This is a genomic window from Limnohabitans sp. (assembly GCF_046052765.1).
Lineage (GTDB): Bacteria > Pseudomonadota > Gammaproteobacteria > Burkholderiales > Burkholderiaceae_C > Limnohabitans.
Window position 1 is genome coordinate 15,345 of sequence record NZ_JAVLFQ010000066.1, and the last position, 18,865, is coordinate 34,209.

General features: G+C 41.2%; 16 protein-coding genes and 1 pseudogene. 10 read left to right on the forward strand and 7 right to left on the reverse strand.

What is annotated here, in order from left to right:
• Positions 1 to 40 precede the first annotated feature (40 nt).
• Positions 41 to 1,168 (forward strand): annotated as a pseudogene (locus AC9UG7_RS09805) (IS3 family transposase).
• A gap of 119 nt (positions 1,169 to 1,287) precedes the next feature.
• On the opposite strand, the gene pseI reads toward AC9UG7_RS09805, so the two are convergent.
• The 6 genes from pseI to pseC are packed head-to-tail and all read right to left on the reverse strand — an operon-like array spanning position 1,288 to position 6,464.
• Complete coding sequence (pseI, locus tag AC9UG7_RS09810; RefSeq protein ID WP_509587128.1) at positions 1,288 to 2,397, reverse strand: pseudaminic acid synthase; 1,110 nt, start codon at positions 2,395 to 2,397, stop codon at positions 1,288 to 1,290.
• On the reverse strand, positions 2,343 to 2,852 hold the full coding sequence (gene pseH / locus AC9UG7_RS09815) for a UDP-4-amino-4,6-dideoxy-N-acetyl-beta-L-altrosamine N-acetyltransferase (protein WP_509587131.1): 510 nt from the start codon (positions 2,850 to 2,852) through the stop codon (positions 2,343 to 2,345). The genes pseI and pseH overlap by 55 nt, the downstream gene beginning before the upstream one ends.
• The gene (gene pseG, locus AC9UG7_RS09820; RefSeq protein WP_509587133.1) at positions 2,842 to 3,915 is read right to left on the reverse strand and encodes a UDP-2,4-diacetamido-2,4,6-trideoxy-beta-L-altropyranose hydrolase; all 1,074 of its coding nucleotides are present in this window, start codon (positions 3,913 to 3,915) and stop codon (positions 2,842 to 2,844) included. The genes pseH and pseG overlap by 11 nt, the downstream gene beginning before the upstream one ends.
• The gene (locus AC9UG7_RS09825) at positions 3,912 to 4,550 is read right to left on the reverse strand and encodes a pseudaminic acid biosynthesis-associated methylase (protein WP_509587136.1); all 639 of its coding nucleotides are present in this window, start codon (positions 4,548 to 4,550) and stop codon (positions 3,912 to 3,914) included. Before AC9UG7_RS09825 ends, pseG begins: the two co-directional genes overlap by 4 nt.
• A 3-nt stretch (positions 4,551 to 4,553) precedes the next feature.
• Positions 4,554 to 5,258, reverse strand: a complete 705-nt coding sequence (gene pseF, locus AC9UG7_RS09830; protein ID WP_509587138.1) for a pseudaminic acid cytidylyltransferase — start codon at positions 5,256 to 5,258, stop codon at positions 4,554 to 4,556.
• A gap of 6 nt (positions 5,259 to 5,264) precedes the next feature.
• Positions 5,265 to 6,464, reverse strand: coding sequence for a UDP-4-amino-4,6-dideoxy-N-acetyl-beta-L-altrosamine transaminase (pseC, locus tag AC9UG7_RS09835; protein ID WP_509587141.1), 1,200 nt, complete (start codon positions 6,462 to 6,464; stop codon positions 5,265 to 5,267).
• Between the two features lie 142 nt (positions 6,465 to 6,606).
• On the opposite strand from pseC, the gene AC9UG7_RS09840 reads away from it, so the two are divergent.
• Genes AC9UG7_RS09840 through AC9UG7_RS09850 form a run of 3 tightly spaced genes read left to right on the forward strand, consistent with a single transcriptional unit; the run spans position 6,607 to position 9,606 of the window.
• The gene (locus tag AC9UG7_RS09840) at positions 6,607 to 7,767 is read left to right on the forward strand and encodes a hypothetical protein (RefSeq protein ID WP_509587143.1); all 1,161 of its coding nucleotides are present in this window, start codon (positions 6,607 to 6,609) and stop codon (positions 7,765 to 7,767) included.
• Positions 7,757 to 8,671, forward strand: a complete 915-nt coding sequence (locus AC9UG7_RS09845; protein WP_509587145.1) for a hypothetical protein — start codon at positions 7,757 to 7,759, stop codon at positions 8,669 to 8,671. The genes AC9UG7_RS09840 and AC9UG7_RS09845 overlap by 11 nt, the downstream gene beginning before the upstream one ends.
• Before the next feature lie 8 nt (positions 8,672 to 8,679).
• Positions 8,680 to 9,606 carry a hypothetical protein gene (locus AC9UG7_RS09850; protein WP_509587147.1) on the forward strand — a complete coding sequence of 309 codons (927 nt, stop codon included), beginning with the start codon at positions 8,680 to 8,682 and terminating at the stop codon, positions 9,604 to 9,606.
• Between the two features lie 7 nt (positions 9,607 to 9,613).
• On the opposite strand, the gene AC9UG7_RS09855 is transcribed toward AC9UG7_RS09850, so the two are convergent.
• Positions 9,614 to 10,396, reverse strand: a complete 783-nt coding sequence (locus AC9UG7_RS09855) for a glycosyltransferase (RefSeq protein WP_509587149.1) — start codon at positions 10,394 to 10,396, stop codon at positions 9,614 to 9,616.
• Positions 10,397 to 10,521: 125 nt separating this feature from the next.
• Between AC9UG7_RS09855 and pseB the strand changes: the two genes are divergently transcribed.
• The 6 genes from pseB to fliE all read left to right on the forward strand — a co-directional run bounded on the left by pseB (position 10,522) and on the right by fliE (position 18,863).
• Positions 10,522 to 11,550 (forward strand): UDP-N-acetylglucosamine 4,6-dehydratase (inverting), encoded by a 1,029-nt coding sequence (gene pseB, locus AC9UG7_RS09860; RefSeq protein WP_509587151.1) that lies wholly within the window; start codon positions 10,522 to 10,524, stop codon positions 11,548 to 11,550.
• Between the two features lie 72 nt (positions 11,551 to 11,622).
• Positions 11,623 to 12,087 carry a hypothetical protein gene (locus AC9UG7_RS09865; RefSeq protein ID WP_509587153.1) on the forward strand — a complete coding sequence of 155 codons (465 nt, stop codon included), beginning with the start codon at positions 11,623 to 11,625 and terminating at the stop codon, positions 12,085 to 12,087.
• Positions 12,088 to 12,275: 188 nt separating this feature from the next.
• Positions 12,276 to 16,595 carry a flagellin N-terminal helical domain-containing protein gene (locus tag AC9UG7_RS09870; protein ID WP_509587155.1) on the forward strand — a complete coding sequence of 1,440 codons (4,320 nt, stop codon included), beginning with the start codon at positions 12,276 to 12,278 and terminating at the stop codon, positions 16,593 to 16,595.
• Between the two features lie 33 nt (positions 16,596 to 16,628).
• Entirely contained in the window at positions 16,629 to 16,901 is a 273-nt protein-coding gene (locus tag AC9UG7_RS09875) for a hypothetical protein (protein ID WP_509587157.1), read from the forward strand.
• Positions 16,902 to 17,047: 146 nt separating this feature from the next.
• Positions 17,048 to 18,484, forward strand: coding sequence for a sigma-54 interaction domain-containing protein (locus AC9UG7_RS09880; RefSeq protein WP_509587159.1), 1,437 nt, complete (start codon positions 17,048 to 17,050; stop codon positions 18,482 to 18,484).
• 16 nt (positions 18,485 to 18,500) lie between these two features.
• A complete protein-coding gene (gene fliE / locus AC9UG7_RS09885) occupies positions 18,501 to 18,863 on the forward strand; it encodes a flagellar hook-basal body complex protein FliE (protein WP_509587161.1) in 363 nt (120 codons plus the stop codon).
• The last annotated feature ends 2 nt before the right edge of the window (positions 18,864 to 18,865 follow it).

The window sequence follows — 18,865 nt, forward strand, 5'->3', positions numbered from 1 at the left end:
GTAAAGTTTGTGAAGTCCGTCACCATGGAGAATGACGGGCATGAAGAAGAGCAGATTTACCGACGAACAGATCATTGGGTTCTTGCGGCAAGCCGAAGCAGGCATGCCGATCAAGGAGTTGTGCCGCAGCGGCGGTTTTAGCGATGCCACTTTCTACAAATGGCGGGCCAAGTACGGTGGTATGCAGGCCTCAGATGCGGGCAAACTGCGCGAACTTGAGTCTGAACGCTAAGCTGAAGAAATTGCTGGCTGAGGCCCACCTGGACATTCATGCCCTCAAAGGCGTATTTGGGGTATAGCGCTAGCCCCACAGGTCAAGCGCGAGGCGATCGGCAAGATGATTGAGCAATTTCAACTCTCCGAGCGCCGTGCCTGCCGACTTGTGGGGCTGAGCAGAGACAGTTTTCGCAACCCACCCATGGCCAGTGAGCAAACACAGGCCCTGCGATGCCGAATCGTTGATATTGCCCATCAGCGTCGTAGGTTTGGCTATCGCCGGGTGCATGATTTGCTGCGCTGGGACTTTCCTGGTGTGAATCACAAGCGTGTGTGCCGCTTGTACCGAGAAGCCAATCTAGCTGTGCGTAAACGCAAGAAGAGTAAAAGGCCCCTCAATGAGCGAGTGCCATTGCAACTGGCCAAGGCGGTCAATGAGGTGTGGAGCATGGATTTCGTATCCGACAGCTTGAGCAATGGACGCAGGCTCAAATACTTGACAGTGGCCGATGACTTCAGCCACGAGTGTGTGGATATTGCTGTGGACTTCGGTATCTCGGGTGAGTATGTGACCCGCTTGTTAGACAGGGCAGCCGTGTTCAGGGGCTATCCAGATATGGTGAGAACCGACAACGGCCCGGAGTTCACCAGCAGGGTGTTCATGGCATGGGCACAAACACATGGCATTCGTCATTTCTTGATTCAACCGGGTCGCCCAATGCAAAACGGCTATATCGAGAGTTTCAACGGCAAGTTTCGGGATGAACACCTCAATGAGAGCTGGTTTGAGACATTGCAACAAGCAAGGAATGCGACCTCGATCTGGAAACAGGACTACAACCAGGTCAGACCACATAGCAGCGTTGGAAGAATTCCATCTGCTGAGTTCGCCCACTTTCATCGGCAGCGAGCTGCCAATGAAGGTGAATCCATTAATTCAAATTTAGATTAACCTTAACCCGGACTTCCAACTAATGAGTGGTAAGGCAAAAGGGGGCAGGTCAACTCATACCGAAAAATTATAGAGTTATTCATTTTTATTTCCTTTTCATCATAATCTTTGAATTAGTATTATTTAAAAGAGTTAAATAATACCGGCGTATTTTTAGATATCTTTCTAGAAGTTTGTTTGCCAATAACATTATTCAAAAATTTGGGCGCAATACCATAACCAGGTCTGACACTTCTCACAGAATCAGCAGTAATGATTTGTCCAGCCTTTAAATCTTCAACAAAGTAGAGTGATCGACGAAATTGAACATTGGCTTTTTCACTTGATTGACGCCCGTAGTCAACATCTCCAAGGCAATTCCATGCCGTTAAAACACTGTCACATAATGATTTCAATTCTTCCGATTCCAGTGAAAAGCTATCATCAGGACCACCGCCATTTCTATCTAAGGTGAAATGTTTTTCAATGAGTGAACTACCTAAAGCAATACTGGTTATGGCGGTTGTATTGTCTATGGTGTGATCTGATAGACCTGTTACGCATCCAAAACGCGTTGCCATGTCTTGCATTGTTTTTAATTTGTAGTCTTTTGCAGGTGCAGGATATCCGCTCACACAATACAGTAAGGCGAGTTGGCTGCATCCACTGGAGAGCGCTGCGTCAACTGCGTCTTGAATTTCATCCGCGTCAGCCATGCCTGTGGAAATAATCATAGGCTTACCAGTAGAAGCTACATATTGAATCAGAGGTAGATCAATCGCCTCGAATGAAGCAATTTTATAAGCTGGCGCATTTAAATCTTCTAATAAATCCACTGCAGTTGAATCAAAAGGTGAGCTGAAAATCGTGATGCCCGTTTGACGGGCGTGATCAAAAAGTGGTTTATGCCAGTCCCAAGGCATATGAGCTTGTGTATAAAGCTCGTATAAAGTGAGGCCATCCCATAGACCCCCATTGATTTTAAAATCATCCGAATTGGAATTTAGGGTAATGGTATCTGGAGTGTATGTTTGTAATTTAACTGCATCCGCTCCGCATCGTTTAGCTTCTTCAATGATCTTGAATGCGTTCGAGAGTTGGCCGTTATGGTTTGCTGACATCTCAGCTATGACATAAGGTGGTTGGCCAGGACCGATAAGGCGTCCACCAATATTTAAATGCGTAGCAGCCCTGGTCATAACGGATTCCATTCTGAAGCCAATAGCCCGAAACACCAAAGAGATAGCCATTCATTATTTATATGAACTTGCTCCCTTAAAACACCTTCAAGTTTAAATCCTAACTTCAAATGGAATCGACGCGAAGAAAAATTGATAGACAGCACATTTCCACAAACTTTAGGCCATTTTTTTTGTATAAATGCAAAATCTAAAGCAAGTTTGGCTAACTTCATTCCTGAGCCCTTGGTAGCTGAAGGATTTACATAAAAACCCCAATCCATCACTTCATCCTTATTTAATTTTGTGAAATGAACCAAGCCAAATGGTATTTGAGATTCTTGAACAATCAAGACATGTTTATTAGAATTATGTTGAATAGATTCGAACCATTGAGCGTGTTCATCAACTGTTATTTCATGTTGAGTCAGCATATAACGACGAATTGCTGGATCATTACGCCATCTCAGTACAGCATCAAGATCTTTTAATTCAATCTCACGGATTGTCAAATTGTTATTCGACATTCATTACCTCATAAAGTACTCTTTGACTGCCTAATCCATCCACTATTTGGGATGATGCTAATTGCATAGTTTGTAAGAATTGAGGTTGCAATAGTTGAAACAATGCAGCTTGTATGGATGAACTTAAATCATTGTTGAGCGGAATGGTTATTGCAGCACCTAAAGACTCAAGTGCCATAGCGGCCGTGGTTTGGTTGTCAGCAAGAATCAATTGAAGACTTGGTAAACCCATACAGCATCTCTCTAAAGCACTGGTTCCTGCCGCACCAATCGCTATATCTGCATCACACATTAACTCAGGCATGTGTTCAGTTTGAAATAAAATACGTGTGTTGTAACTCATATGAGTTATTTGAGATTCAATCTCTTTACGCCAAGGTGAATGTAAACCCAAAACAACTGTAATTTGAATTTCTTCAGTGAATATGGAATGATTCAATGCATCTAATACTCTGGTAGTGGCATTCATCGCGTCTACGCCGCCTAAACTCACTAATATGTGGCGAATTTTGGCATTTTGCCTTCTTGAAAGACTAATCTCTCTTAATTCAGCAAATGATGGTTTGAGTAGTGCGAAATCTGGACCAATGAATGTTTTGGTAGAGGGCTTGGTAAATAAAGAATAATCAGAAATTGATCGACCTGGGTTAGGGTCTATCAAAGCGTCAGAATCTAAAACCCTGTTAGCTAAGTCGTCTAATACCAAAATTTGTCGACATACTGGTCTGATGATTTGATGCCATTTAGCATCTAATCCATAGTGATCCACAATCACCCAATCAAAATAATCGCTACCTATGATGTTCAAACATGAACTTGCATCTTGGTGCCATTCCAACATTGGACTTTCCGGATCGGTTTCTATAAAGTCTTGATTGGTTGGAATTTCAAACACTGTGTGACCTTTTGATCGCATGTATGCGATCAAATTACCCTTCAAAGGTTTTGATAAAAATACAACTTCTACACCCACAGACTTTAATGAATTAGCAAGAACCATACATCTCATGACATGACCATTGCCAATCATGAGGGAGGAATCAGTGCGGATAAGTGCTTTCATGCTGTCTTTCTTTTTTCTAATAAAAACCAAGTAATATCATCTTGTGGAAAATTGGGATCTCTTCTGTAACTGAATCCATAGTCGACTAACTGCATACCAGGGTGTTGATCCATAATTTCTCCTGCAAAATCTCTCTTAAAGAGTTTGTCGTTATGGCCTCTGTAGTTAATACTAACGGGTGTAGGGTTGTAATATTCTGCTACCAGTAGAAAACGCTTACAGGCATTGACAAGCTTTTCGTATACAACGGGTAACACGTCTGGATTTAAATGTATCAACACACCTTTAATTAAAACAAGATCGCACTCTAATTTTGAATTAAATTCAAGAATAGATTGGTTGAAAATATTATCAGCTGGTATTGATTGAGCTAGTTCAGTAGCTGCATCTTTATTAATTTCAATCCCATATGTTTCTAACGATGGAAACAGTAACTTCAATGCCTTGAGATTCATCCCAATATTTGCACCAAATTCAATACAACTATTACAGTGCTGAGATTTACTTAATGATTTACTAAAAAAATCTAAATTTGATGCAAGCAAGGCACTACCTTGGTTACGCTCAATATAGGTTGTACCAAATTCACCAGCCCAAAATTCCTCTTGTGGAGTAGCAAAAGAACGTTTATTCATGATTCAACCTTTTGTAAAATTTTCGTTTGATAAAAGTGAAAAAAGCATTTCAGCTCTTAACCAATCTTCGTGTGTATCGATGTCTTGTGTTCGGTATGTTGGAATCAATAAGGGTCTTGAATTGATTGAAAAAATTGGTTTTTCAAATTTCCAAGCATCAGCTGTACCCCAATAAAACTGACCAGCATCATGAAAGGCCTTGGTCAAATCTTGTGAACGTGTTTGCATATGTTCAGGTTGGAACATCACAGGCTGTTCTTGATCATTGATATAAAAAGCACGTTGTATGGGGAAATTGAATTCAGTAGCGCTGAATACATAATCAACAGGATGATTTGACAATATATGCTTTGAGCTAATTAAATCTTCACTTCGCATGAGCGGGGCAGTAGCATAAATACAGCAAATTGCATCTGGTTTTGTTCCATTCGAATCAAGCCAATGAAGTGCATGCCGTACCACTTTTCCAGTGCTTGTATGGTTGTCACTTAAGTGAAGTGGTCTTAAAAATGGAACTTCAGCACCAAAATTCTTGGCAATATTTGCAATTTCTTCATCATCTGTAGAAACAATAATCCTATCGAAGCATTTAGTCTTGATTGCTGTTTGTATAGACCAAGCGATCATAGGTTTGCCATGAAAAAATTTAATATTTTTTCTTGGTATTCTTTGGCTACCACCTCTTGCAGGAATAATTGCAATATTCATTTGATCTTATACGGATAAAAAATATGCTTTGCTATGTTTTTTGACTAAAGATTCATTTAAAGAATCGATGATGTAAATTTGTTGAGATTCCTTGAGACCTTGATACATAGGAATACTGATGCAGCCTTTGAAATACGACTCAGCATTAGGACAATATCCAGGAAAAAAGCCTAGAGATGCATAAAAAGGTTGCAAGTAAATAGGAATGTAATGAAGATTAACTTGTATTCCCTTGAGATGCATTGCTTGATACAAGTCTTGTTGGCTGACTGTTGTATCTGACTCAGAAATCAGAATAGGATAAAGGTGATAACTCGAATAAGAATCTGACATTTGCCAAGGTGTAACTATGGGCAGGCCTTTGAATGCTTGATTATAAAATTCGGCAATACAATGCCTTTTACTTATGAAATTATCAATTTCTTTGAGTTGACTGATGCCTAAAGCAGCTTGTATCTCAGTCATTCGATAATTAAAACCTAGTGAAATTTGTTGATAGTTCCATATCTCATTGGATGGCCTATCCTGCATATCATTTGGATCGTTAGTGATGCCATGACTTCTTAATTGAATCAATGATTTTGCATAATTTGTATTGTTGGTTAAGACCATGCCACCTTCACCTGTCGTAATTATTTTGACGGGGTGAAAACTAAAAACAGTTAGATCGCTGTATTTACAGTTACCTACTGGTTCACCTTGGTAGCGAGCACCAATAGCGTGTGAAGCATCTTCAATAATTTTGAAGCCATATTCCAGTGAAAGTTTATAGATTGTTTCCATATCACATGGCTGTCCTGCCATATGAACAGGAATGACAATTTTGGGTAATTTACCGATAAGCTTGGCTTGAATAAGTTTTTTTTCTAATTCGATGGGACACATATTGAATGTGCGTGGATCTATATCGACAAAATCGATGCTTGCACCACAATACAACGCACAGTTAGCTGAGGCTACAAATGAAACAGGACTTGTCCACAAGCTATCTCCTTTGCCAAGACCTAAGCTCAGGCAGGCAATATGTAAACCCGCAGTTGCATTACTTACGGCAACGCCATGCCGTGCATGGCAATAATTGGCCACTGCGGCTTCAAATTGAGGAACAACAGGGCCTTGTGTCAGGAAATCAGAGTGCAGTACATCAACCACAGCCTGTATATCGCTCTCGGAAATCTGTTGCCTACCGTAGGGAATTTTGTTCATCATGTGTCAAAAATGGGTCAGTCACTGATCAAAGAATAAAACATAAGCAATTTACAGACCAGCAACAGGTATTTGGCATGACTTCTGCTTAAACATATAAATCCAAATGCGGTAAATACAAAATTCAAAATGGTGACTCATCATGAAATTTAATTTGACAAAATATAAAGAAAAATTTGCTCAGGCATTGGAATTAAATAACAATAAAAAACATATGAGTTCAATTAAAGTACTAATTGAAATAAACGAACAGAATGAAAAAATAAAAGAGTATCAAATAAATTATAAAAAACAAGTATTTGGATTAATGGCAGTTCAATACATGTATCTCAAAGAATATAAATATGCAAAAGAATTGCTGTTTGAATGCATTGAATTAGATAAAAGTAATGGTCAAATGACAATGAATGAGAGTGCATTCAAAAGATTTGTATCGTGTAATTTTAACTTATTAAGAAAAGAGGAAGAAACAGTTACTGAAGAAATAAATAAAAGTATAATTCCAGAAGTCCATTTGTTTCAAATTGCATATAATGAAAAGACTAAAGAAAAGTGTCTTGAATGCTTTGAAATATTGGATAATACAGAAAATACAAGACCAGATTGGCGTGAGTATTGGCCAATAAAAAATTATTTATTGAATCATGAAATAAAAGATGATGAATGGTACGGATTCTTTTCTCCAAAATTTAAAGAAAAGACTGGTTTAGATGAACAAAAATTTCTTAGATTTATAAAAGATAATATAGAAAATTGCGATGTATTGCATTTCAGTCCATTTTATGATCATAAAATATTAAACGATAACATTTATCTGCAGTGTGAAGTAAATCATCCAGGAACACTATCTTGTTTTAAATATATATTAAATGAAATAGCAATCGATGACAATATATTAGCAAAACCTTCAAGCACAAATAATTTCATTTATTGTAATTATTTTATTGCGAAAGGAAAAATATGGAAAAAATGGTTTGAATTGACTGAGCAAATTTATTTGATTGCAGAAAATGAGAAAGATGATTCGAAAAAAAATCTTAATTTAATGACCAATCATGAAGATTACTATTTGCCAATGAAAATTTTTATCATTGAACGAATAATTACTTTATTAGTAGATAAATATAAACTGAATTGTATTTCTTACCCTTCATTAAATTTAGGTATTTCAGATAAATATTCTAATGAGGGTTTAACGGAATTAATCATGGCAGACTCTCATAGAGAAATATTTCTTAATAGAAATTTAAAAAGTCATTACATGAAATACAAAGAAATTTGTAAGGAATTAAGTGCTGCATAATAATCAAACTTCTGATCGTAGATTGCCAACTAACTGGAATAAAGTTAGGTTGGTAACTGCTAGACCAGATTTTGCAGGTTCTAAAAACTCAATGTCAGAAATCATTGAGCTATTGAGCATTTCATTCAAAAAATTAGGTTGTAATGTTGATGTTAAAGACAATGAGTTTATATTAGACGGAATAAATATTCTTTTTTTTAGTTTTTTTATAACCGATATTAATGCAATACCACATAACACTATTATTTTTAATTCAGAACAAATAAATGATATCAATACATATAATCTTTCTAATATGTATGATCAACTAAATAAATTTGTATTTTGGGATTACAGTAATAGAAATATTGATCAATTAATTGCAATTAATAACAAATCAAACATTCAATATTTACAAATAGGATATGCTGAAGAATTATTTAGAATTGAGAAAAAAGAAATCCAAGATATTGATATTTTATTTTATGGTGCTATAAATGATAGACGTTTAAAAATTCTAAACAGTTTGTTAAGTTTAAATTTAAATGTTCATGTTACACAAAATTGTTATGGTGGCGAGAGAGATAATTTAATATCAAGATCAAAAATTGTTTTAAACATACATTATTATCCTTCAAAAATTTTTGAATTAGTAAGAGTTTCATATTTGTTAAATAATAAAATATGTATTGTCAGTGAATGCGATGAGCATACTGAAATACATGAAAATATTAAAAATACATTAGTTACTGCTTCATACGATCAAATTGTTGATACTTGTGTCAAATATTTAAGCAGTGAAGAGTTGAGAGAGAATACATCCATAATTGGTTTTAATGGATTCAAGAAATTAGATCAAGTAATTATATTAAAAAAATTAATAAATGATTATGAATTATTGAATGCTAGAACATCTCATTCTTAAAGAAGTAAATGAAAAATCTTGGTAATTCATTTGTCATTGTATCTCCACCATATGCTAATAATTCTGCAGGGATTGCTGTATTACATCTTTTATACAAAGCTATTTTTACATTGGGCTATAACGCGGAAATTATTTTCATTGATAATTCTGTATTGCCTTGGAAGTTTTATACATCATATAATGCTAATTTATACCATCCTGAGGCGTCAAATATCTCTATAAATAAAGAGATTAATCTTGAATGGGTACATATGATCTTGCAAAATGGAGTAACCATTTATCCTGAGATAATTACTGGAAATCCACTGAACGCTAAAAATGTAGTCAGGTATTTTTTGAATAGTGATGGCGTAATTACAGGGTATAAGTCTTTGTATGAGCCACGAGATTTTTTAATTTCATTCAGCAAGCAGTATCATGATAATCCAAATGCATATTTAATTAAGCTTGTATCTGATTCTCATTTTAATGATACTAATACGGTAGTTAATGAACAAAGATCTTTGTCTTTGACTTATTTTGGAAAAGGACCTAAATATTTTCCATGTTTCAAAATTAAAAATACAGTTGTATTGAGTTCTGAATGGCCAAGCAATAAAGAGGAATTAGCAATATTATTGAAATGCACAAAATACTTGTATTGTTGGGACACCCAATCATCAATTACATCTGATGCTATATTATGCGGTGCCAAAGTAGTTTATATGCAATTTAATCAATTATCAGAGTCAGAAATGCTTGAGCATGAATTCGGTGTTTTTCCATATTTAAAGGGTATTATTGATAACGATAATAATATAGTCATTGAAGACTATCCGGACTACGATGTGATTCGATCAGTTTATATTGAAAAAATAAAAAATATCGATGCTATGTGGAATCACAATGTATCTACAGTCATTCACAAAATCTTCAATCATTTCAAAGAAGATTGATTTGGTTTTACAAATATTTTTCATCAATTTCTAATTTCCAATTAGCAAGTATTTCTTTTCTTTGTAATTGAACTGTATTTGTATTTGATCTCCATTTGCGATAAATGTAAAGATAATCTAGGCATAATTCTTCATTTCTATCATTGGGATTATTTCTTGATATATCTGGATAGTTATAAATATTTACACTATCTATATCAATATATTTAAATTCTATATCTTCTGATTTTTTGATAGCCAACAACCAATCCCAATCTTCATGTGTAGATAAATATTTATCAAATTCATGTTTTTTGGCTGTATTTTTTGAAATGATAAAAGATCCAATGGGTATGTAATTACTGATATACAAATATTCACTTGTTAATGCTGAATTTATAAATTTAGTAATTTTTTTGATTTCTGCCTTATTTTGATGTGAATTACATTCAGTAATAAAGTAATTAAAATAATACAATGTATTTTCATTATTCAAATAAGTTACTGCATTTTTCAAATAATCTATTGAAAATGAATCATCATCATCTAAAAAGCATACCCATTTGCCGCGTGCAACTTGAACACCCATATTTCTTAATTCCGCAGGTCCCTTTAAACCTGGTATAGAAATAAAAATATCATTTGTCCGCAATTTATTAAAAGCTATTGATTTTGTTTCTTTAGAGCCTTCATCTGTACAAAGTACAATTTCAAAATCATCAAAATCTTGTTTGTATATTGAATCTAAAGCCTTTTCTAATAGCTCATGTCTGTGATGGGTTGTGACCACAATAGATATAAAAGGATTCATTTTTTATCAATTCAATTAAGCTTGGTTGATCAAACAAGCAAAATATAAGCCTGTATTGTTTGGCACAAATACTGCTTTAAAAACTGCATTCGAACCCATAGGCGTCGGTAAACCGGCGAATATTCATGAAGCAGTCTGTTGATATTTGTGACCAATCCATTCTGATCACTGGAGGTACGGGCACATTTGGCAAAGCATTTGTCAAATCTGTGCTCGACCATTGCCCAAAGATCAAACGATTGGTGGTGTTTAGTCGTGATGAACTCAAGCAGTACGAGATGCAGCAAGAGTTTCCGCATGACAAATACCCCGCTTTGCGTTTTTTCATCGGTGACGTGCGTGACCCTGCTCGATTGTCTCGAGCAATGGAGGGTATAGATACAGTGGTTCATGCAGCAGCCTTAAAGCAAGTGCCTGCGGCCGAATACAACCCCTTTGAATTCATCAAGACCAACATCATGGGTGCTCAAAACGTGATTGAGGCATGCTTGGATCAGGGAGTGCATCGCGTAGTGGCCTTGTCTACAGACAAAGCGGCCGCGCCGATTAACTTGTACGGAGCCACCAAATTGTGTAGCGATAAATTATTTATCGCGGCCAATAACTTCAAAGGTGAAAGAGACTTGCGATTTTCTGTGGTCCGTTATGGCAATGTCATGGGCTCGCGTGGTTCGGTTATTCCATTCTTTATCAACAAGGCGAAATCCGGCGTACTTCCCATCACTGATAACGGCATGACACGTTTCAATATTCCTTTAGATGAAGGCGTTGAAATGGTTTTTTGGGCCTTGGAACATGCCCTTGGCGGAGAAATTCTTGTTCCCAAAATCCCTTCATACCGTATTGGAGATGTGGCACAAGCCATTGGCCCTAGTTGTAAAAAAGAAATTGTAGGTATTCGCCCAGGTGAAAAGTTACACGAAGAAATGATCACCAGCAGCGACAGCCCAAGCACTATCGATTTGGGCGGGTACTACGCGATTCTTGGATCAGGCTTGCAAAACAAAATGCCTGAATATTTGCAAGCCTTAAAAGCAACGCCTGTGAGACCTGGGTTTGCTTATGAATCTGGTTCCAATCCAGATTTTTTGACAGTAGAACAAATCAGAACGCTCATCAAAACGCACTTAAACCCCGAGTTTGAGCCAGTGTGAGCCCCATCAAAAGCACAACATCAACAACTTCAACTCTCAACCCATCAATCAATAACTTTTAAAGGAATAAGCATGACACTCATTCAAGAACTCATGAACCAGGCTGCTGTTGGTGGTCTGCTGCAAGCAGAACACATCAAGCGTTTCACACCTGCTGAAATCCGTGAATCCATACAAACATTGGTGGCCACTGAGCAAATTGATCTGGCTTGTGCATTGGGCGATGCTGGGTTGAGTATTCATCCGCACAGCGAAGACATGCTGGCCATCAACGGATTGTTGTCGCTGATGCAACAAAACTGGTCAACCGCTGTTGAGCAGTTAGAAGAGTTGATGCAAATTCAAGGTGAAAACACGCAGGCGTTTACCTACGTGATGATGGTTCGTGCCTTGCGTTGCAATCTTGATCCTGGCCGTGCATTGCAAGTGGCGCGTCAAGGATTGCAGTTTTTTCCAGATCAGCTTGAGCTGATCGCAGAAAGTCTGGCATTGGAAGACTTTGCTGACTTGGTGGGTGAGAGTCTACAAATTCAGTAAGAAAGTATCTGCGGCAAACCGGCTAAACATTGCCCTTGTGACGACATTTTTTGCCACTTGATAGAAATCATCAAGCAAATCATGGCCAAAACAAGATTTATTTGAAAGATAAAAGAAGATTTTTTCTGGCATCAAGTTTGCTTAGTAGGTAGCACAGTATCAATGACCTGGAAGGTCTGGAGAAGTAAATGGCAGTTATCAATACAAACGTTAAAGCACTGTTTTCACAAGCAGCGTTAAAGTCTGGTGAGCGTAGCACCGCTATCGCCATGCAGCAGTTGTCGACCGGCAAACGGATCAATTCCGCCCGTGACGACGCCGCTGGCATGGCCATCGCAACGCGCATGACTCACCAGATACGCAGTTTGAACATGGCCGTGCGAAACGCGGGGGACGCCATCTCTTTGATACAAACAGCAGAGGGTGCGACCAACGAAATCACCGACATGATGGTGCGCATGCGTGAATTAGCGATTCAAGCAGTGAACGACACCAATGCCAATGAGCAGCGCAGTTACTTGGATCTTGAATTTCAACAACTCAAGCAAGAGATTGTGCGTATTGCTGATACCACCGAGTGGAACGGCTTTCCGGTGCTCAACGGCTCGGCAGGTGAACGCGTCGGTGAAATGCCTTTGTATAAAGTCACTTCGCAAAATCTGTCTGGCCCAGTATTCATCAACCCGACCACATTGCGAACCATTGGCGGTACGGATGCAGGTGAAAAGCAAACGCTTGAAATCTCAGGTAGTGCACCATTCTTGACAGGAACCATCAAAGTAGGTGGCGTGGATGTGGTGGTCGATTCCACCGATGCAGCAAGTACAGACGCACTGGCTACCAAAATACAACAAACACTGAGCTCAAGCAGCAGTTTCAATGATACTTCCGGTCGAAGTGTCACATTGTCTGGCAGTACATTGACCATCACTTACACAGGCGCAGACGGCGATGTAGATCCCATCGCAGTTGATGCAAGCGTAATTACCACTGCATCAAATGATTTGGCATTCTCTTCAACTGAAACTCGCCAAGCGATTACCCTGTCTAAAGAAAATTTCAAAGACAGCGGAACATTCATCAAGAGCGGAACGCTCAGCATGAATATGGATTCAACAGGTGCTGTCACTGCGGCATTCAGCACTCAGACGGGTGAAACTGTCAATATGACGGGCAGTTATCACAGTACAGCGGTGACTGAGACAGCAGCTGTGACATTCAATGCCATGGTCGCGAATCAAACCATATCCATGGGCGGACTGACCTATACAGCCAATTCAGATGGGGCAACGGCTGATGAAGTAGCTTCAGACTTTTTGAGTCTGTCCAATGGCTATGCAGGCGGTACCAAATCCCATGGAACTTTCACTGGTCAATTGAATGGATTTTCAACGGCGTCTTCTATTACCGCCGATACCACGGCTACTGTGTTGTTCACCAGCGCATCTACTGGTGCGAATGTGACGGATCTGGTCGCCAATGGATCTGGTGACTTGCCAGCCATCACGATTACCAATGGAGCACCTGCAGGCTCTATCAGTTTTTATAAATCATTAGGCTCAAATTCAAAAGTCATCAGTAATGACTTGATCTATACCTTACAGCAAGCAGACTTAACTCCAGTCAGTACTGCCCGTGAGTTCAGCATGACTGTAGATGTCGCAGGAAGTATTCCTACGCTTCGCGCTGGAGACCTAAAGATCAACAACATTGATATCGGTGCTTCTTATGCAAGCGATGACACTGTTTCTCCTTCGAACAATGCAGCAGGAAGCGCCATTGCAAAAGCCGCTGCCATCAACCGTAAAGCGGTTGCCACTGGCATCACCAGAGGCGAGACTCAAAACATTATTGTCAGCGGTACGCCCTCTGCCGGCACCATCTTCATCGGCGGCGTGAGCGTAACCTTGAACGCATTGGATACAACTTCAGCTGCAGCCACTGCCAAAATTGCAGCTGCACTGCAAGCAAGCTCATTGTTTGCCAGTACAACAGGCCGCACCGTTAACTACACGCCTGGCAACTCAAACCTCTCAATTACGTATGCGCCATCTGAAGGTAATATCAGCGCGACCTCTGTCAATATGGGGTCTACCGGACTGGTAGGTATTGTCGATACCACTGCCGAGGCATTTACCTCTAGCGCCGGTACTGGCGTGTTTGCCAAAGTCAATGAGAATGTGATGACTGGTCAGGCGATGTCTGGTACATCGGTTGTCACAGGTGCTATCTTCATCAATGGTTATGCCAGCGCCAATGTCACCACCGTATTGAACAACCCGCGTGAAACGCGTGCCAATGTGGTCAAAGCGATCAATTTGATCAGTGACAAGACAGGTGTCAAAGCTACCGACACTGGATCTGACACCAAAGGCGTCACATTGACCGCCGCCGATGGACGCAATATCGAAGTCAGCTTTGAAACCATGGCAGATGCCAATGATTTTGGAGCACGCATTGGTATGCGACAAGGGGTTCAGGCAAGTACTATTTCACTGGAATCCAAAATTCCTACACCGGTTGTTTTATCGTCTGACAGTACCGGCGATATCACACGTGCTGGCTTGGTCAACGGTGATTTTTCACGTAACCAAGCAGTGACCAATACAAGTGTTCGCCCCACTGTAGGCCCTGCGATGGCTCAAGTAGAAAGTGTCACTTTGACTGGCACGCCAGTGGCTGATGACACCTATTCTGTGACTGTCAATGGCGTTACTTTCACCTACAAGGCTGTGTCAGGTACATCCAATCTGACATCGCAAAAAATTCGCGATGAATTGGTTTCCTTGGTTAATGCGAACTCGGACGTGCCTGTCACGGCTAAAGCAGGTAGAAACACGGGTGAAATTCTTTTTGTATCAGACAAGCCTGGCACCAGCTTTACTTTGAATACTTCCAAAAGTTCGGGTGCAAGTGCGGCGATTGCTACGCCAGTGACCGTGGTTGAAAATGCACAAGCGAGTTACAAACCGCTTGGCATGGATGACCTTGTGATCAATGGCGTAAAAATTCCACCGAGTTCTGCCGCAACTGACGAGTATTCGTCCACCTTGCCCACCAGCAGCAATAAGAGCGCCAGTGCCATCGCCATCGCCGCGGCCATCAATTCTCAAACGCCATTGACAGCCGTACGAGCAGAGGCCAAGGGTGCTGAAATCAAGGGCGGTGGACCGGTCAATACCAATTTGCCAGTCCTCAGTGAGCCAACCATGCAATCGCTGTACTTAAACGGTACCAAGATTGAAGTTGAGTTTGTGCAAGGTGAGGATGCCAATGTCCGCCGAAATAAAGTGGTGGATGCCATCAACCTGCGCTTTGGTCAACATGGCGTGATTGCTCAAAATAACGGCAATGGCGTGAGCTTGGCATCAGATGGCCGCAACATGTCAGTATGGTTTGACTCGAATGTCAAAGACTTGTCTGCTGACAATTTTGGTTTGGATCAAGGCGGCGCTGTTGCTCAAGTTTCACGTATCAGCATTGATGGAACGGTAACCACCTCCGACACATCACAGGTGACGATCAACGGTGTGACCATCACCTCTGACAATCCATCGTCAGGGAATGCTACCAGCATGGCAACTGCACTGGAAACCGCTATCAATGCAGCCATCAGTTCTGGCGCATTGAAAAATATCTCTGTCTCAAGAAGTGACGGTGTACTTGACATCACGTCAACTGTTGCGGGCTCTCCATTTGAAGTCATGGGGGCATCTGTCAGCAAGGCTTCAGGCGCTTCGGCTGTCAGCATCTCCATCAACGAAGTCACTGCGAACAGCCAAGGCAATAACTTGGCAACCGGTATTCGCGGGGCCAGTGCAACAAGCACCACCGCATTGACAGCTTACGGCACAGTTCGCATGATTGCTCAGGCGCCACAAATGCCTGGATTGCCTGTTCCTATTGGCGCACCACCCTCTGATTATGAAAAATTACTGCGGGCCAACGGTAAACCATTTACTGTCAGTTCAGGTGCCGATGGATTTGGCGTCAACAGCAACTTTGCTTCTCTCGGATTCAATGAGGGTACGTATGGCGGCAGATCCAGCTCAGACATGGACCCACCGCGCGTCGGCCGCTTGGCTTTCCAAGTAGGTTCCTCAGCCAATCAATTGATCACCATTGATTTGGCCGACTTTGGTAAAGGCGGGCCCATCACTGGTGAGATCACTGGCGACGTTGATCAAAATGTGGAGTCACGCAGTGTTCGTATCAATACACGTGATGGTGCGAGCGCTGTGTTGGCTAAATTAGATGCGGCCATGGACCACATCAATGCGACCCGTGCGACCATGGGTGCGGTGATGAACCGCTTGGATCATGTGATCAATAACTTGTCGAATGTGTCAATGAACTTGTCTGCTTCACGCAGCCAAATTGAAGATTCGGATTACGCTTCTGCTTCCACAGAATTGGCCAAAAACCAAATCATGCAACAGGCGGGAACAGCGGTTTTGGCGCAAGCCAATACCAGCCAGCAGTCTGTGTTGAAATTGCTGGGCGGTTAATCCTTCTACCCCTAGAAACGATTGTTTTTTTTCATGCCACCGAACTCCATTCAAAACGAGGATCCAACCCAAGCACCGAATTGCTGGCAATGCCGGTATTTCGCCATCAGCTGGGATCCGCGCAACCCTTATAAATGCGGCATGATGGGTTTCAAAAGCAGAATGATTCCTTCATTTGAAGTTTTCAGAGCAGATGGAAATCACTGCAGGGGCTTCATGGACAAAGAAGCCAAGCAGCCGCAAACGCAATACAAAGCTACTCCGACAGCTGTCAAAAGAAACTCGCGTTATCTTTGGAAAGCATGAGCTCTCTCTGTCGAAATGCCGACTGGAATCTCTATTTAGTTCTCTATTTAAATCCGAATTAAATTTTTATTTATTTAAAAGTACACATAAAAGTATCTGGCACAACCATTGCTTATTGATCAGACCTTTGTTACTGGTTGATCAATGTGAACACTTCGACTCAAAACGTACTGCAAGCTGTCTGGCTGGATCCGTTCAGCCCGCTTGATGATGAGCAGCGTGCCCAGTTGGGTGAGGCCGGCTTGGCATTGCACGCAATTTCTACACTTGGGGATCTGACGCTGGCACTGCGCCGAGCACATGTCATGGTCATCCGCTTGGGCGACAGCGCTGATTTATTGCGTGAAGTCCAGACATTGATTGGTCAACTGGGCTTCAACGTTCCGGTGATTTGTCGGGTTGAAAGACGCCGCATGGAAGTCACTGTAGATGCGATGCGATTTGGGGCATTGCATGTGCTGCCTACCGATGAGTGGTCTGTCAATGCTTGGCAAGCTGCCACGCATGGCATGCAATTAAGCGACAGTACGCAGCCTAAAAGTTTTGTTTTTGTAGATCCAGTCAGCCAACATTTGCTCGCACTGGCACAGCGTGTGGCGCAAACCGAGGTGACTGCCTTGCTGGTGGGTCCCACAGGTGCTGGTAAGGAAGTACTGGCCAAAGTGTTGCATGAATCGTCTACGCGTGCCAAGGGGCCCTTTGTTGCGCTCAACTGCTCGGCATTGCCTGAGCATTTGATTGAAGACATGTTGTTTGGCCATGAAAAAGGCGCATTCACTGGTGCGCACAAAGACCATAAAGGATTGTTTGAACAAGCGCAAGGCGGCACGGTATTTTTGGACGAGATCGGTGAAATGCCTATCCATTTACAAGCCAAATTGTTGCGCGTGTTGCAAGAGAAAAAGCTCAACCGTTTAGGTGGTGAGGCTTCTATTGATTTGGATGTTCGCGTGATCGCGGCTACCAACAAGGATTTGCGTCAGGCTATTGAAGCCCGTGAATTCCGTGAAGATTTGTATTTCCGTATCAGTACATTCCGCTTGCGTATTCAACCCTTATGCGAACGCCCAGGTGACATCTTGCCGTTGGCAATGCAGGCCTTGAATCGTTTGGCGAAAGACAATATTCCATTGAGCTTGAGTATCGAATCGCAATTGATGCTTCAGCAATATCCCTGGCCTGGCAATGTGCGTGAATTAGAAAATGTGATTCAACGTGCGGTGGTTTTGTGTCGCGGTCGAGTGGTGACACCTGCGCATTTGATGTTTGATGAAGCGCCTGCGATGTTCACAAACAATGAACTATCTGTTCCTGCGGCGCAAGCGGTTCATGTGATTGAACCTACAGCTGCATCAGCTGACAGTTTCATGGCAGTTGAATCATCCGATGATATGAAAATTGCGGTACCTGAAGATTTGATGTCGGCGGTCAAGGCCAGTGAGCATCAGGTCATCTTGGCAGCCATACAAGCAACCGATAGCCGGGTTGAAGCTGCCAAAAAACTGGGTATCAGTCCTCGAACACTGCGTTACAAACTTGCGCAATTGCGTGAGCGTGGCATGGACTTGGCTGTAGCCGCTTAAAGCAGGAGCATAGGCCATGATTGACAGTATTTCAGGCAACAGCATCAATTCGATGATGGATACGATTCGCGCTTACCAGCAAAAAGCTGCGGGTGGTATCGATCAAATCAATATCAAGCCACCTCAGGTGCAAGATATTCAAGCCCCGAAAACGGAGCTGCCGAATTTCACCGAGTCAGTCAAAAATTTACTCGATAAAGTCAATGAAACGCAAGTCAAGTCCACCAACTTGCAAGAAGCCTATCAACGTGGCGAAGACGTACCCTTGACCGATGTGGTGTTGGGTATGCAGAAATCCTCCCTAGCCTTTGAAGCAACCTTACAGGTTCGCAATAAAGTGCTACGGGCGTATGAAGAAATCATGAACATGCCGGTCTAACC